The sequence below is a fragment of the Kribbella capetownensis genome, assembly GCF_004331485.1.
GTDB classification, from domain to species: domain Bacteria; phylum Actinomycetota; class Actinomycetes; order Propionibacteriales; family Kribbellaceae; genus Kribbella; species Kribbella capetownensis.
Genome location: NZ_SJKD01000011.1, coordinates 56424 through 70966, shown reverse-complemented (window position 1 = coordinate 70966; position 14543 = coordinate 56424). Strand labels below are relative to the sequence as shown.

The window sequence follows — 14543 nt, the reverse complement described above, 5'->3', positions numbered from 1 at the left end:
ATCGCGTGAGCAGCCCATTCAGACCTGGCCGGAGGATGATTTCGTGCACGACGACCGTCAACTCATCGAGGAGCGGCTCCAGCGCGCCCTGCGGGAGCGGATCCGCCCCGCGATCTACGGCGCCTCCGTCCCGCTGGACATCGAGGTGTGGCACGCCCCCGGTGAGCCGGTGTCCCCCGCCGAGGCACTCGCCCAGACCTACGAGCCGGCCGCGATCGGCCTGCCGTGGGGCGCGGCCTGGGGCACTGCCTGGTTCAAGTTCAGCGGCCAGGTCCCGGCCGAGTGGGCCGGCAGCGAGATCGAGGCCGTCATCGACCTCGGTTTCGGCGGCGGCCCCGGGTTCTCCGCGGAGGGCCTGGTCCACACCGCGTCCGGCGTACCGCTCAAGGGCCTGCACCCGCGGCAGACCTACGCCCCGCTGTCCATCCTCGGCCCCGACGGTACGCCGGCGCACGCGGGCGACCGGATCGAGTTCTACGTCGAGGCCGCCGCGAACCCCGAGGTCCTCGGGTCGAACGCGTTCGCACCGACCGACGTCGGCGGCAAGCCCGAGCCGGGCGGTACGCCGATCTACCGGCTGGCCCGTGCCGACGTCGCCGTCTTCAACGCCGAGGTCTGGGACCTGATCCTCGATCTGGAGGCCCTGAACGGTCTGCAGGAGCAACTGTCCCTGCAAGAGCCGCGCCGCCGGGAGATCCTGCGGGCGCTGAGCCGTGCGCTGGACGCCCTGGACTACGAGAACGTCGCCGCCACCGCCGCGGACGCCCGCGCGCAACTGACCGACGTACTGAGCCGGCCGGCCCACGCCAGCGCACACCAGTTGTCCGCGGTCGGGCACGCGCACATCGACTCCGCCTGGCTCTGGCCGCTGCGGGAGACCCGCCGCAAGGTCGCCCGGACGGTGTCCAACGTCGCGACGCTGGCCGAGGAGTACCCGGAGCTCGTCTTCGCGTTCTCGCAGGCCCAGCAGCACGCGTGGGTGAAGGAGAACTACCCGGCGGTCTGGGAGCGGCTGAAGAAGGCTGTTGCCGACGGCACCATCGTCCCGGTCGGCGGCATGTGGGTCGAGTCCGACACCAACCTGCCCGGCAGCGAGGCGCTGGCCCGGCAGTTCGTGCACGGCAAGCGGTTCTTCCTGGACGAGTACGGGATCGACACCCAGGAGGTCTGGCTGCCGGACTCCTTCGGCTACACCGCGGCGCTGCCGCAGCTGGTGAAGCTGTCCGGGTCGAAGTGGTTCCTGACCCAGAAGATCTCCTGGAACAAGGAGAACCGGTTCCCGCACCACACCTTCTGGTGGGAGGGCCTGGACGGGACCCGGGTGTTCACCCACTTCCCGCCGATCGACACCTACAACTCCGACCTGTCCGGCCGGGAGCTCGCGCACGCCCAGCGCAACTTCGCCGAGAACGGCGCGGCGACCCGTTCGCTGGTCCCGTTCGGGTACGGCGACGGCGGTGGCGGCCCCACCCGCGAGTTCGTCGCGACCGTGCGCCGGGTGGCGAACCTGGAGTCCTCGCCGCGGGTGACGATCGAGTCCCCGACCGAGTTCTTCAGCGCCGCCGAGGAGGAGTACCACGACCACGCCCCGGTCTGGTCCGGTGAGCTCTACCTGGAAATCCACCGGGCCACGTACACCTCGCAGGCCAAGACCAAGCAGGGCAACCGGCGCAGCGAGCACCTGCTCCGCGAGGCCGAGCTGTGGTCCACCGCGGCCGTGGTCGCGGGCAAGCTGGACGCTTACCCGTACGAGGACCTGGACCGGATCTGGAAGGCCGTGCTGCTGAACCAGTTCCACGACATCCTGCCGGGTTCGTCGATCTCCTGGGTGCACCGCGAGGCCGAGGAGACCTACGCCCGGTTGGCTTCGGAGCTCGAGGCGATCATCGCGACGGCGCAGCAGGCGCTGGCCGGTTCCGGCGATGCGCAGATCGTCTTCAACGCCGCTCCGCACGGCCGCAACGGCATCGCCGGACTCGGCGCGGGTGTCGCGGCCGGCGAAGGCCAGGCCGTGTCGGTGCAGGACGGCGTACTGGACAACGGGCTGATCCGGGTCACGATCGACGACCGCGGCCTGATCACCTCGCTGTACGACGTCGAGGCCGGCCGCGAGGTGATCGCGCCGGGTGCCGTGGGCAACCTTCTGCAGCTGCACGTGGACACCCCGAACAACTGGGACGCCTGGGACGTGGACTCGTTCTACAAGAACAACGTCCGCGACGTGACCGAGGTGGACAGCGTCGACTTCAGCACCGACTCCGGCGTCGCGACGGTCGTCGTGAAGCGCTCGTTCGGCCGGTCGTCGGTCACCCAGACGCTGCGGCTGCGGCCCGGCACGAAGCGGGTCGACATCGAGACCACGATGGACTGGCACGAGGCAGAGAAGTTCCTCAAGGCGGCGTACCCGGTCGACGTGCACGCCGACCGGTCCGCGTCCGAGACGCAGTTCGGGCACATCTTCCGGCCGACCCACCAGAACACCTCGTGGGACGCGGCGAAGTTCGAGATCGCGGCGCACCGCTGGGTGCACGTCGGCGAGCCGGGGTACGGCGTTGCCGTCGTCAACGACTCGACGTACGGCCACGACATCAACCGGACCGCGCGCGAGGACGGTGGCACGACCACCACGATCCGTACCTCGCTGATCCGGGCGCCGCGGTTCCCCGACCCGCAGACCGACCAGGGTGTGCACACCGTCAACCACGCGCTGGTGGTCGGTGCCGGGATCCCGGAGGCGATCGAGGAGGGGTACCGGATCAACCTGCCCGAGCGGGTCGTCACCGGTGCCGACGGCGCCGAGCCGATCGTTGCCGTCGACAACGGCAACGTGATCGTCGAGTCACTCAAGCTGGCCGACGACCGCTCCGGCGACGTCGTCGTCCGCCTCTACGAGTCCTCCGGCGGCCGCTCCCGCGCCACCATCACCCCGTCCTTCGCCGCAACCTCGGCCACCGAGGTAGACCTCCTGGAACGCCACCTGGCCGACCGGGACCTGCAGGACAACGGAGTCACCTTCGAACTCCGTCCGTTCCAAATCCTCACCCTCCGCTTCACCCGCTCCTGACCCCTGCAGGCCCGCCCGTCGATCGCACGGGCGGGCCTGTGTCATGTGCAGGGCACTAGGAGCTGGCACTGGCGTAGGTTCGCAGCCCGCGCCGCCACATCATCCGGACCAGCGTCACCGCCACCGCCGTCAGCGCGAGTCCGCCGACGACCGGCAGCCAGCCGACGTCGCCACTCAGCGCCTGGACTGGGTACGTCGATGCGAAGGCCACCGGGAACGCGAACGTCAGGAACGACCGCACCGCCACCGGGAAGAAGGCCAGCGGATACCGGCCGGCCTCGACCATGTTGAGGTAGATGACCCCGATCGAGTCCACCGACTGCAGCCAGAACGCGAGGAACGACAGCGCCGACCACACGGACGACAGCAGCACGATCCCGCAGGCCACGAGAACCAGCGCCTGGCCGATGTGTACCAGGCTCGGACCGGCGTCGGAACGCACCAGCCCGATCACCAGCACGACGAGCCCGCCGGCGACATTGCTCAGCTCAGCGACGTTGATCCGCCGCAGCGTCAGGTAGAACTGGCTCGACACCGGTCGCAACAGCACCCCGTCGAGCTCGCCCTCGGTGAGGTACGTCGTCATCCGGTTCATGTTCGGCGCGACGAACGTCGCCATCAGCCCGGTCACGATCTGGAACATCCCGGCCAGCGCGATCACCTCGGCCTGGGACCAGCCGTGCACCTCGTCGGTGTAGCCGAACAGCAACAGGATCGGCACGATCCCCAAGCCGAGCTGTACCACTCCGACCAGCAGCGTGGTCACGAGGTGCGCCCGGTAGTGCGTCTCGCGGACCAGCGCCTGGACGAAGAACCGTCGCCAGAGGCGGAGATGCCGCCGCTGCTTGGCCAGCCAGTTCCGGTCGAGGGGTGCCCGGTCGCCGGCGTACCTCCGTTGCCCGCTCATGCGCCCACCGCCGAGTACGAACGGATCCCGGCCGACCACACCAGCCGCGCGAGGACGCCGAACCCGAGGACGTAGCCGAACTGGATCGCCAGGCCGGTGACGAGCTCCGATCCGGTCAGGCTGCCCGCGACGATCTCGACCGGGAACGACACCGTGAACCGGAACGGCTGGTGGTCGATGAATCCGCGCGACCAGTCCGGCATCAGCGCCAGCGGCACGACCGCGCCGGACAGCACACTCGCGATGATCAGCCGGGCCTGCGCGAGCGCCGCCACGTCGTCCATCCAGAACGCGAGCGAGCCGATCAGCAGGTCGATCGTGAACACCAGGATCGCCCCGAGCACGAGACTGACCACGAACACCGCCCAGTGCCCCGGTCCGGCCGGGATGTTCATCGAGTCGCGGAAGATCCACCACAGGATCCCGACCATCGGCACCAGCGCGAACAGCTTGAGGAACTTCTCCGACAGATTGTTGGCGACGAAGCCCAGCAGCAAGGAGGCAGGGCGCACCATCCAGCTGGACAGCTTACCGAGACGGATGTCCGCCGCGAGGAAGCCGGCCATCCACGATGAGGTGGCCATCGTAACCAGGCTGAGCAGCACGAAGTACGTCGTGACATAGCGCTCGTCGATCGGCAGCTGAGCACCACTCGCGATCGCGGTCCGCCAGATCAGCAGGGAGATGATCGGGACGCAGATGTTGGCCGCCATGTAGATCACCCACGCACCGCGGTAGATGGACTGCTGGACGATCTCGGCCACGGTCATCCGCCGCAGCACCCGCAGCTCGCGCGCGAACCCGCTCATGCCTGGTCTCCCACCGTGCTGCGCCGCAGGAACAGGTCGCGCATGATGTCCTCGACGTCCGCGTCCGCGACGTCGAGATCCACCAGCGGGCCAAGCCGCGTGAGTTCACCGAGGACGTCGCCGGTGCGCTCGCGATCCACCTCGAGCCTGATCAGTTGTCCGTCGCAGTCGACGGCACCGACGCCTTCGAGCCCGGCGAGCGCGCCGCCGTCGACATCGGTCGCGTACGTCGCCCGCAGCAGCTTGCGCGGACGGGTCGTCCGGACGAGCTCGTCCAGACTGCCGTCGTACTGCAGCCGTCCGTGGTCGATGATCATCACCCGCGAGCAGAGTGCCTCGATGTCGTCCATGTCGTGGCTGGTGATGAGGATCGTGGTGCCGCGCTGACGGTTCACCTCGGCGAGGAACGTCCGGACCCGGGCCTTCGCCACCACGTCGAGCCCGATCGTCGGCTCGTCGAGGAACAGGATCTCCGGGCCGTGCACGAGCGCCGCCATCAGCTCGAGCTTCATCCGCTCACCCAGCGAGACCTTGCGCACCTGAACGTTGAGCAGATCCTGCACCTCGAGCAGTTCGGCGAGCTCGCTGACGTTGCGCTCGAACTCAGCCGTACCGAGGCCGTACATCTCCTTGTGCAGCAGGAGACTCTCCATCGCCGGCACGTCCCACCAGAGCATCGACTTCTGGCCCATCACCAGCGCGATGCGGCGCAGGTGGTCGTGTTTGCGGTCCGACGGTGTGCAGCCGAGCACGTCGAGCTCGCCGGATGTGATGTACAGCAGGCCGGAGAGCATCTTCAGCGTGGTGGTCTTCCCGGCGCCGTTCGGCCCGAGCAGCCCGACCACCTCGCCGCAGTTGATGCCGAACGTGATCCGGTCGACGGCCAGCCTGGTCTCGTATTTGCGCTTGACCAGGCTCTTGACCGCGCCGCCGAGGCCGGCGCGCTGCTGGTGGAACGTGTAGGTCTTGGTGAGGTCCCGCGCCGCGATGACCGCAGGGACGTTGAGAGAAGCATTCATGAGTGGAGCACCGCTTTCGCGAGTCGGTTGTACTTCGGACCGGGCAGCGTCACCGCGCTGAGCGCAGGAACTGCCGTCACATCGCCAAGCCGACTCGGCCGGGGGTCCTCTCGGCCCCTCCCGGCTGTGCGATCGCTCCGACCGCGAACCGCTACGGAGTTTGCTAAGTCAACGATCGACCGCTGTCTCGACGAAGTGCGGGCATGTCCTCAGGTCCTTCCGACGTACGGCTGCCAGCGACGACGCTAGACCGGCCAGGAAAACGATGTCCAGCGAGTTTTCCCCGTCGTTCACCCGGCTGACGTAGCGTGAAGGTATGGCTTCGACACCCCTGCTCGGTGGCCGGACGCTCGACCGGCAGACGGCGCGCACACTCCCGCCGGGTCCGCGATTGCCGACGCTGGCGCAGACCGTGTTGTTCGCGAGCCATCGCCGGACATTCTTCCCCCGGATGCGGGGGAAGTACGGTGACGTGTTCACGATCCGCCTGGTGCCGTCCAGCCGGGTGTGCGTGGTCCTGAGCCGGCCCGACGACATTCGCGAGGTGTTCGGCAGTGCGCCGTCGGTGATGCACGCGGGCGAGGGCAACACGGTGCTGAAGCCGATCATGGGCGCGCACTCGCTGCTGCTGCTGGACGACGAGGACCATGTGCGGATGCGGCGGCAGCTCATGCCGGCGTTCTCCGGTCAGGCGCTGCGTGGGTACGCCGGGATGGTGCACGAACTGGCCCGCGCCGACGTCGCGACCTGGCCGACCGGCAAGCCGTTCAAGGTGCACCAGCGGATGCGGAACCTGACCCTCGAGATCATCCTCCAGGTCATCTTCGGCGTGACGGACCGCGACCGGCTGAACCAGCTCCGGCCGCTGCTGGACAAGATCGTCTCGGTCTCGCCGGTGATCATGCTCGGCGGGTTCTACCCGGCCCTGCTCCGGGTCCGGCCGTGGCGGACCTACCTGGATGTGCAGCAGCAGGTCGACGAGATCCTGTACGACGAGATCGCCAAGCGCCGCGGGAACCTTGCCGGGCGCAACGACGTACTGTCCCGGTTGCTTGCCGCCGGCACCTGGTCGGACGTGGAGCTGCGGGACCAGCTGGTCACGTTGCTGCTGGCCGGGCACGAGACCACTGCGACGGCGCTGGCCTGGACGTTCCACGAGCTGGCGCGGAGCCGTGAGGACCTGGAGTTCGGTCAGCGGGCGGCGGACACGGGCGCGGACGATGAGCTGGAGGCGATTCTCAAGGAGGCTATGCGGCTGCACCCGGTCGTGTATCAGGTTGGCCGGCGGTTGACCGAGACGGCCGACATCGCCGGTTACCGGCTGCCCCGGGGTACGACGATCATGGCCGCGGTCGGGCTGGTGCATCGCGACGGTGAGCACTTCCCGATGCCGCAGGAGTTCCGGCCGCAGCGGTTCCTGGACGACGACCCGCCGGCCCCGGGGACGTGGATGCCGTTCGGCGGTGGGGCGCGGCGGTGCATCGGAGCCGGCTTCTCCCTGATGGAAGGCACCGAAATCCTCCGCGCCGCCCTGGCCGCCTACGACTTCACCGCCCCCCACCCCAAACCAGAACCAGCCCAATCCAAAAACGTAACCCTGGTCCCCAGCCGAGGCGCCGAGGTCACCGTCACTCGCCGTACCCCACCCCGATAGCGGGTTGTTCCACCGCTGGCGCGCAAACAACCCGCCAGCCGGCGCGCAACCCGCCACCCAGGCTCAGCCTGGGTTCAGTCTTCGGGGTCGGTGATGTCGCCCAGGTCTACGTTTTGGTACGACGGGAGGTCTTCTTCGTCTTCGTCGTCCAGTTCGAAGTTTTCGTCGGCGTCTACTACGTGGACGGCGGCTTCCTCGGCGGAGGCTGCGGCGCCGTCGAAGCCGACGTCCTCGGCGACCAGTTCGTCGTCGCCGTCACTGTGCGCGCCCTCGTCCGGCGCGACGAGGCGGCCGGACCGGACCACGCCGACCTCAGGCCCGCCGACGTCCTCGCCGTCCTCGGCGTACGGGTCGGCGTCCGGCTCCTCCTGGGCGATCCGCTGGTCCAGCGACTCCCCCTGCAGCGCCTCGTCGGGCGTCGTACCGAATCCTTCACCGGCGGACCACTTCTCCGGCGGCGAGTAGCCCTCGTCGAGCAGGTCGTCCACGCCACGGTCGTTCAGGGTGTCCGTGGGTTGCAGCTGGTCCTCGTCGTCGACGCTGTAGCTGCCGTAGTCCTCACGGTTGTTCTCGGTCATGCCTCAACCCTGACCGCATGGGGGCGGTGAAGCAAGCTGGAGCGCGAATGCCTGGACAATGGGGTCCGTGGATCCGGTCAGGCTGACGTTGGACCAGTTGCGGGAGCTGCGCGACGACATCGCGCCGCAGGCCGTCCTCCGCTCGCGCGCGTCGGTCCGGACCCGGGTGGACCGGTTGCGCAGCCGCGTCTTCTTCATCTCCCAGTGCGCGATCGCCGCCGGCGTGGCCTGGGCCCTCGCCCGGTACGTCCTCGGCCACCGGCAGCCGTTCTTCGCACCGGTCGCGGCGATGGTGTGCCTCGGGTTCAGCTTCGGTCAGCGGCTGCGCCGGGTGGCCGAGGTGATGGCCGGCGTGGCGGTCGGGGTCGCGGTCGCCGACCTGTTCGTCCGCGTCTTCGGCACCGGGATCCCGCAGATCGTGTTCGTGATCGCGCTGGCGATGAGCGTCGCGGTCCTGCTCGGCGCCGGCACCCTGATGACCACGCAAGCCGGAGTCCAGGCCGCGATCGTCACCACCCTCCTACCGAACCCAGGCGCCGGCTTCAGCCGCTGGCTCGACGCGGCACTCGGCGGCCTGGTCGCGCTCGCTGCCGCCACCATCGCCCCGGCCACCGCGATCAGACGCCCCCGGCAACAAGCCTCCGGGGTACTGAACGAGCTGGCCGAGATCCTGATCGAGACAGCAGACGGCCTCCGCGCCCGGGACGAGGAGGCCGTCACCGACGCGCTCCGCCGCGCCCGCGCCAGCGAGTCCCAGCTGGACGACCTGCGCAGCGCGGCCGACGAGGGCGTCGCCGTGGTCCGGCTGTCGCCGTTCGTCCGCCGGCACCGCGTCCGGGTCCAGGAGGTCGCCGACCTCGTCGTACCGCTGGACCGGGCGATTCGGAACATCCGCGTCCTGGTACGTCGCTGTGCGGTCTCGGTGTGGCGGGACGAGGCGATGCCGGCCGAGTACCCGATGCTGCTCGAACGCCTCGCCGACGGCACCCGCCTGATCGCCGAGTCGCTGTTCGAGCCCGCCGCCGACGTCGCCGCGCACCGCGTGCTGGGCGAACTCGGCCGCCGTACGGCGGAGATGCCGCTGCCCACCGGTCTGTCGGCCGTGGTGGTCCTCGGCCAGATCCGATCGACCGTCGTCGACCTGCTCGAGCTGACCGGTACGTCGTACGACGAGGCGCGGCGACTGATCCCGCTCCGCCTCGACGGGCTGGATGAGAAGTAGGTCACACGAAGAAGTTCGGGCGGATCGCCGTCATACCCCAGGACCGGCTGCGTCTCACTGGCATGACGATCCACCGACTGATGACCTCGATGGCCAACGAGCAGGTCCGCCGGCTCGAGGACCTGCTGGCCGTCGACTCGACCCAGACCACCGACGACCGGAGCGACGCCGCCGCCGAGCAGTAACTGGCGCGAACCGGACGAACGGATCCAGGCGGCGCCGCCCGCACGGTCTTCCCCACCGAGGTAGACCGCGCGGCGAACGCACCAACGCAGAGGCGCCCCGTGCGAGGCGCCGCCGGATCCGTCCGGGTGCACCACCACAGAGGTGCACCCCACAACCACCCGCCGACTGTCCTGACGCCGCTTGCGCGAGGCTCAGGCCAGTCCGGCGGGTGGTTTCGTCTGTCTCAGCCGATTCCGGCCACGACCACCTCGGTGGTGACCGAGTTGGCGATGAAGCACTCCAGGTGGGCCCGATGGTGGATCCGCTCGAGCGCTTCCGCGTCCGGTTCCGGACCGCCCCAGACGATCTTCGGGTTCAGCGTCACCTGGGTGATCGCGATCCGGCCGGCCTCGTTCTTGGCCATCACGCCGACCGCGTGGTCGTCGTAGGCGTCGACGACCAGCCGCTTGCGGGCCGCGATCGCCAGGAAGGTCAGCATGTGGCAGGACGACAGCGCCGCCACGAACGCCTCCTCCGGGTCGACCGGGCCCGGGTTGCCGAGGTACTGCGGGTTGGCCGACCCGGGCACGGTGACACCGCCGTCGAAGCGCCACTCGTGGTCACGGTTGTAGCTGTCGTAGGTGAACTCGTGCCCACCCCGGCTCCAACTGACATCGACCACGTGCTCCGACATGCTCAGGTCACCTCTCCGCGACGTTCCCCCGGCACCACTGTGGCGCCGACACAGGATTGCATCGTACGGCGGTGTGCCCGGGCAGCTTCGCGACGAAGTCACTGTCGTACCGGGCGGCCATGCCCACGACCGGGAAGTCGGTGGTCACCACCTGCGCGCCACTGGCCAGCGCGATGCCGACCCGGCTGGTCTCGTTGTCCCGGATCGTCGCCAGCGGCTCGTCCGAGCGGGTGCGGATCAGGTAGCCCTTCGACACGAGCCGCTGGATCTCGGCCTGGTTGGCCCCGCGCGGGTCGTTCACCTGGGTGATCGCGGCATCCGGCTGGCCCTCGGGACCCCGGGTGAAGACCGCCCGGCCCTCGAGGTTCGGCTTGCCGGCCAGGTACAGGTCACGGATCGCGCCGGGTCCGCCGTTGTCGAAGTAGAACAGCACCTGGCCGCGGACCGCGTCGAGCTTCGGCCAGCCCTTGGTCAGCACCGACTGCTCCAGCGTCAGACCAGGCTTGCGTACGTCGTCCGCGGTGAGCAGCGTCTTCTCCGGGAAGACCGACCGGATCTCGCGGTCGACACCGTCGAGGGCTGCCGCGTCCCACGGCGGTGACTGCACGCCACCGGCCGCGACCACGTTCGGGTCGGACTGCTTGAGTTCGAGGTTGATCGTGATCGGCACGTGGTCCGGGTGCTTGTCGGACCAGGACTTCACCTGCTGCAGACAGAGCACGAAGGTGTCGCAGTTCGTGTTGTAGTCGAAGTCCGGGATGTGCATGATCTTGATGCCGGGCTGGGCCATCGCCGGGTCGGTCAGCGGCCCCTGTCCGGTCAGCTTCCGGATCAGCGGGTACGTGTACAGGCCGCCGTCCGGGTCCGGGAGCAGGTCGAGCTCGAGGGTCCGGATGTTCTGGTCCTCCAGCTGCGCCGGGATCGACGCGTGCGAGTACCAGAGGTCGACCGAACCGGGGTTCTGCGCCTGCTGGACCTTCTGCTCGGCGGCGCTGAGCTCGCGGTGGTAGGAGTTGTGCGACCCCATCATCTGGATCTGGTTGAGCCGCAGCCCAGAGTTGCCGTCCTGGCCGGCGGACTGCGGAGTCTGGTGGTTGACGATCGCCGTACCGGCCAGGCCGGACGCTGCGATCGCGGCGGAGGCCAGGCCGGCGACGACCGTTCTGCTGATGCGCATGCGGAGACTTCCCCTCCTGTGGCGGGTCCTCAGAGTGTCGATCGGTGGAGCTGACGCCGATCTGACGGCAATCTGTCACAGGAAGGTGGCAACGAAGGTCCCCTCGACGATGGACAATGAGCAACATGGTGACATCGGGGGCGTATCCGCTGCGCCGGACGCCGACGCAGGACCGGGCCAGCAGGCAGGTCGAACGCATCCTGGACGCGGCCTGCGCCGAGGTCGTCGCGCGCGGGTACGACGCCGCGTCGACGAGCGGGATCGCGAAACGGGCCGAGATCGCGGTCGGCAGCGTGTACCGGTATTTCCCGGACAAGCGGAGCCTGATCCTGGCGATCGAGCGGCGGAACCAGGCCCGCTACACCGACGCGGTCCGGGAGCGGCTCGCGGAGGTGTCGACCTGGCGGCAGGCGGTGGACGTCACGCTGGACACGTTCCGCGAGATGCACCGCACCGATCCGGGTTTCCGCGCGGTCGTCCTGAGCGGGCTCGGCGACCCGGACCTGGAGATGCAGCCGGGCGAGTTCGACGACCAGCACGCGGGTGAGTTCGCCGAGCTCCTGTCCGTCCGCTTCGGCGCTCGCGACACCCGGGACTTCCAGCTGGCGGTCACCCTGAGCATCACGATGGGCGAATCACTGGCTCACCTGGCCGACCGGCTGCCGGACGACGAGGCGGAGTACGTCCTGGCCCAGGGCCGGCCGGTCCTCTACAACCTGCTCGCCCCGCACCTGCCGTCCTGAACGGGAAAACCCCCGCTCGAGGCGAGGGAGGCGGTGGTGGGGCGGGAACCAGGAGCCGTACGGCGACTCCTGGTTCTAGGGCAGTGGAACCGGGTCCGAGGACCGCGGTCCGAGCTGGGGCCAGTGGCTGACCCGGCCGGCGATGCGGGCCCGGCGCGGCGTCCGGACGTCGTAGCAGACGATGACCCGGTCGCCCTTGGTGTAAGGAATCTTGCCGCCCACCGGGAACCGGCGGTGGACCTCGAAGGGTCCCTCACCGCGGCGGGTGCAGTACTCGATGGTGACCTCGGTGTACTCCGTCGGTGCGCCACCGTCCAGCTGACCGCGGACCGGGCCACGAACCCGGATGACCTGACCGGCCGTCTTTTCTTCTGTACCCGAAGGGATCTCGTCCCGCCGGACTCCGGCGAGCACATCCAGCACGATGCATGCCGTGATCAGCAGCACCAAGCCGAACCCACCGAGCACAACGATCGTCAACATGGCACTCACCCCCGACGCGTCGCCCACGCGACGCGGTCGTCGTAGTCGAACTGCCTTGTGCGGCCCTTGCCGCACAATCGTGAGACGCCACCCGAACCCGGTCGGTTCCAAGTCAGGACATAAGAATTTGCTGAGTCAGTTTTCGCCCATCCCGAACTGGTACTGCGGGGGCACCGGCCGGTTGGTTCCGAGCGCCTCCTCCGCGGCCAGCCAGTAGTCCGTCAGCGGGTTCGCGCCCTCCCGGACCGTGGCCAACTGGATGCCGTCGGCCAGCAACTCGTGCGCCTGCTGCGCGTCGCCGGTGTCCAGCGCGTACCTGACCCGCAACAACCTGATCCGCGGATCGTCCGGTGCGCCGTCGAGCATGCGGCCGGCCCGGTCCAGGTCGAGATCCAGGGCGAGCGCAACCGCCTCCGCGACCAGCGGTACCAGGTCGGGCCGCAACCCGACCGCTCGCTCGTAGTACGACAACTCCCCGGTCACGAACCCGAGATTGCGCAGCGCGAACGGGTTCTCGCCGGCCCGCGTCCAGGCCTCGATCGCACCGTCCCGATCACCGTCGTAGTGCCGAGCGACACCCCGGTGATACCAGACCAGCCAGTTGTCCTCCGCGTTCTCCAGCAACTCCCGCCAGCTCACCAACGTCCCGTCCGGTACGTCGTCCGCCGCGGGCAACCGCCCGTCGAGCAACGGCAACCACGCACGCTCGCGCGGGGTCATCGTGTCGTCGGCGAACGGCGTACCGGCGGAGATCGACCAGCCGGTTCGCGCGAGCTCGAGCGCACCCCAGCCCGAGCCGACCGCCAGGCTCTCGACCGGTGCCGCGCCTACGACCGTCAGCCAGCTCCGCTCCCGGTCCGCGAGTGCGTCGACCACTGGACGCAGAACCGAGGCGGCCGCGGTGCGGGCCGCTTGCCAGTTGTCGGAGTGTGCGTCAATGGGATCCATCGACAGCCGGCCGTACGCCTCCAGCCAGTGCCATGACGTTGCTACGGGCAACTTCAAGTGCTCCAGCTGGGTCCGCGCCAGCCCGGCCTGGATCTCGGCGTACCCGTGTCCCCCGAGGCCCGGCGCGAGCCACTCCTGCCAGCGCCGGCCGCCGGCACCCTCGCCCCAGACGAACAGCTTCCGCCCGCGCAGCCGATCCGTCGACGCCTGCACCAGACCGTTGCCCTCGGCATCCACTGAGGCGATCCACGGCCGCTCGTCCGGCATCGGCTCGAAGAAGAAGTCGACTGCCCGCGGGTGCCGCATCGGGTACGTCAGGTCGATGCCGTCGAACTCGGGAACGCCGATCAGATCGAGCCGCCGGCCTGGGTCCGGCGCGGCGGCGTACCCAAACCGCCAGGCCTCATCGGCCGGCACCAGCACCCGCGTCTCCGGCGACTGCTCGACCGCGATGTTCGACCACCAGTACGCCGGGACCTCGTGATCGGAGGGGTTCTGCAGTCGTACTCCGACGTAGAGGAACTCCGAGTCGGCCGGCAGCCAGAAGTCGAGCTGGGTGATGAGGTTGCGGGTTCGTTCGAGCTCCCACAGCCGCAGGATCGGCGTACCGTCCGGGCCTTCGACGCGGGCGGCGTGCATCGGGGCGCAGGTGCCGGTCCAGTGGCCGGTGCTGCCGACGTTCCACTCGACGCCGCCGGCGAACCAGGCGTTGCGCAGGGCGAGGTTCGCCGGCTGGAAGACGGGGTTGCGGTACAGCAACTCCTGGCCGCTGGCCTTGTGGACGAGCGAGTAGAGCCGGCCGCCGAGACTGGGCAGGATGGTCGCGCGGACGTGGTCGTTCTCCAGCATCAGCGCCGGGAAAGCCGTGTCAACGAGCTCGCGGTCGTAGCCGTCCTGGTTCAGGCACGGCAGCGTGCTGTGCAACCGGCCGTACTCGATGTTCTCGCGCAGGTCCGCCGGGGCGTCGGCCAGGTTCTGGACCTGATGCAGCTCCTGTTGACTGCGCAGCGGTGCGAGCGGGTTCTCCGCTCCGAGCGAGGCGGCGGGCAGAACGAGATCATGCGCGGAAAGGATCGTCAC

The 14543-nt window shown here is 69.2% G+C and carries 13 protein-coding genes; 5 read left to right on the top strand and 8 right to left on the bottom strand.

Features of this window, described 5'->3' with window-relative positions; translation table 11 throughout:
• Nucleotides 1–43 precede the first annotated feature (43 nt).
• Complete coding sequence (locus E0H75_RS36810) at nucleotides 44–3064, top strand: alpha-mannosidase (RefSeq protein WP_131518345.1); 3021 nt, start codon at nucleotides 44–46, stop codon at nucleotides 3062–3064.
• 55 nt (nucleotides 3065–3119) lie between these two features.
• Here the strand turns inward: E0H75_RS36810 and E0H75_RS36805 are convergent, their stop codons facing one another.
• From E0H75_RS36805 to E0H75_RS36795, 3 genes are read right to left on the bottom strand one after another with little or no spacing between them, the layout of a single operon-like run.
• Complete coding sequence (locus E0H75_RS36805) at nucleotides 3120–3971, bottom strand: ABC transporter permease (RefSeq protein ID WP_131518344.1); 852 nt, start codon at nucleotides 3969–3971, stop codon at nucleotides 3120–3122.
• On the bottom strand, nucleotides 3968–4780 hold the full coding sequence (locus E0H75_RS36800; protein ID WP_131518343.1) for an ABC transporter permease: 813 nt from the start codon (nucleotides 4778–4780) through the stop codon (nucleotides 3968–3970). Before E0H75_RS36800 ends, E0H75_RS36805 begins: the two co-directional genes overlap by 4 nt.
• The gene (locus E0H75_RS36795) at nucleotides 4777–5799 is read right to left on the bottom strand and encodes an ABC transporter ATP-binding protein (protein WP_131518342.1); all 1023 of its coding nucleotides are present in this window, start codon (nucleotides 5797–5799) and stop codon (nucleotides 4777–4779) included. Before E0H75_RS36795 ends, E0H75_RS36800 begins: the two co-directional genes overlap by 4 nt.
• A 316-nt stretch (nucleotides 5800–6115) precedes the next feature.
• On the opposite strand from E0H75_RS36795, the gene E0H75_RS36790 reads away from it, so the two are divergent.
• Nucleotides 6116–7453 (top strand): cytochrome P450, encoded by a 1338-nt coding sequence (locus tag E0H75_RS36790; RefSeq protein ID WP_131518341.1) that lies wholly within the window; start codon nucleotides 6116–6118, stop codon nucleotides 7451–7453.
• Nucleotides 7454–7527: 74 nt separating this feature from the next.
• On the opposite strand, the gene E0H75_RS36785 is transcribed toward E0H75_RS36790, so the two are convergent.
• Entirely contained in the window at nucleotides 7528–8031 is a 504-nt protein-coding gene (locus E0H75_RS36785; RefSeq protein ID WP_131518340.1) for a DUF5709 domain-containing protein, read from the bottom strand.
• A gap of 67 nt (nucleotides 8032–8098) precedes the next feature.
• Between E0H75_RS36785 and E0H75_RS36780 the strand changes: the two genes are divergently transcribed.
• On the top strand, nucleotides 8099–9253 hold the full coding sequence (locus E0H75_RS36780; RefSeq protein ID WP_238163498.1) for an FUSC family protein: 1155 nt from the start codon (nucleotides 8099–8101) through the stop codon (nucleotides 9251–9253).
• A gap of 62 nt (nucleotides 9254–9315) precedes the next feature.
• The gene (locus E0H75_RS44740; RefSeq protein ID WP_272948959.1) at nucleotides 9316–9438 is read left to right on the top strand and encodes a hypothetical protein; all 123 of its coding nucleotides are present in this window, start codon (nucleotides 9316–9318) and stop codon (nucleotides 9436–9438) included.
• A 224-nt stretch (nucleotides 9439–9662) separates the two neighbouring features.
• Here E0H75_RS44740 and E0H75_RS36775 read toward each other — a convergent pair whose 3' ends face one another.
• Both E0H75_RS36775 and E0H75_RS36770 read right to left on the bottom strand, forming a co-directional pair.
• A complete protein-coding gene (locus E0H75_RS36775) occupies nucleotides 9663–10112 on the bottom strand; it encodes an OsmC family protein (RefSeq protein ID WP_131518338.1) in 450 nt (149 codons plus the stop codon).
• Between the two features lie 7 nt (nucleotides 10113–10119).
• The gene (locus tag E0H75_RS36770; RefSeq protein ID WP_131518337.1) at nucleotides 10120–11289 is read right to left on the bottom strand and encodes a phosphatidylinositol-specific phospholipase C1-like protein; all 1170 of its coding nucleotides are present in this window, start codon (nucleotides 11287–11289) and stop codon (nucleotides 10120–10122) included.
• 125 nt (nucleotides 11290–11414) lie between these two features.
• On the opposite strand from E0H75_RS36770, the gene E0H75_RS36765 reads away from it, so the two are divergent.
• On the top strand, nucleotides 11415–12032 hold the full coding sequence (locus E0H75_RS36765) for a TetR/AcrR family transcriptional regulator (RefSeq protein WP_131518336.1): 618 nt from the start codon (nucleotides 11415–11417) through the stop codon (nucleotides 12030–12032).
• 75 nt (nucleotides 12033–12107) lie between these two features.
• Here the strand turns inward: E0H75_RS36765 and E0H75_RS36760 are convergent, their stop codons facing one another.
• Both E0H75_RS36760 and E0H75_RS36755 read right to left on the bottom strand, forming a co-directional pair.
• Nucleotides 12108–12515, bottom strand: coding sequence for a DUF3592 domain-containing protein (locus E0H75_RS36760; protein WP_238163497.1), 408 nt, complete (start codon nucleotides 12513–12515; stop codon nucleotides 12108–12110).
• Between the two features lie 135 nt (nucleotides 12516–12650).
• Nucleotides 12651–14543, bottom strand: a complete 1893-nt coding sequence (locus E0H75_RS36755; RefSeq protein ID WP_131518335.1) for a DUF5107 domain-containing protein — start codon at nucleotides 14541–14543, stop codon at nucleotides 12651–12653.

Coding starts and splice junctions, on each gene's coding strand:
- E0H75_RS36795 (WP_131518342.1), bottom strand. CDS start 5,799: ATGAATGCTTCTCTCAACGTCCCTGCGGTCATCGCGGCGCGGGACCTC.
- E0H75_RS36785 (WP_131518340.1), bottom strand. CDS start 8,031: ATGACCGAGAACAACCGTGAGGACTACGGCAGCTACAGCGTCGACGAC.
- E0H75_RS36770 (WP_131518337.1), bottom strand. CDS start 11,289: ATGCGCATCAGCAGAACGGTCGTCGCCGGCCTGGCCTCCGCCGCGATC.
- E0H75_RS44740 (WP_272948959.1), top strand. CDS start 9,316: ATGACGATCCACCGACTGATGACCTCGATGGCCAACGAGCAGGTCCGC.
- E0H75_RS36805 (WP_131518344.1), bottom strand. CDS start 3,971: ATGAGCGGGCAACGGAGGTACGCCGGCGACCGGGCACCCCTCGACCGG.
- E0H75_RS36790 (WP_131518341.1), top strand. CDS start 6,116: ATGGCTTCGACACCCCTGCTCGGTGGCCGGACGCTCGACCGGCAGACG.
- E0H75_RS36800 (WP_131518343.1), bottom strand. CDS start 4,780: ATGAGCGGGTTCGCGCGCGAGCTGCGGGTGCTGCGGCGGATGACCGTG.
- E0H75_RS36765 (WP_131518336.1), top strand. CDS start 11,415: ATGGTGACATCGGGGGCGTATCCGCTGCGCCGGACGCCGACGCAGGAC.
- E0H75_RS36760 (WP_238163497.1), bottom strand. CDS start 12,515: ATGTTGACGATCGTTGTGCTCGGTGGGTTCGGCTTGGTGCTGCTGATC.
- E0H75_RS36775 (WP_131518338.1), bottom strand. CDS start 10,112: ATGTCGGAGCACGTGGTCGATGTCAGTTGGAGCCGGGGTGGGCACGAG.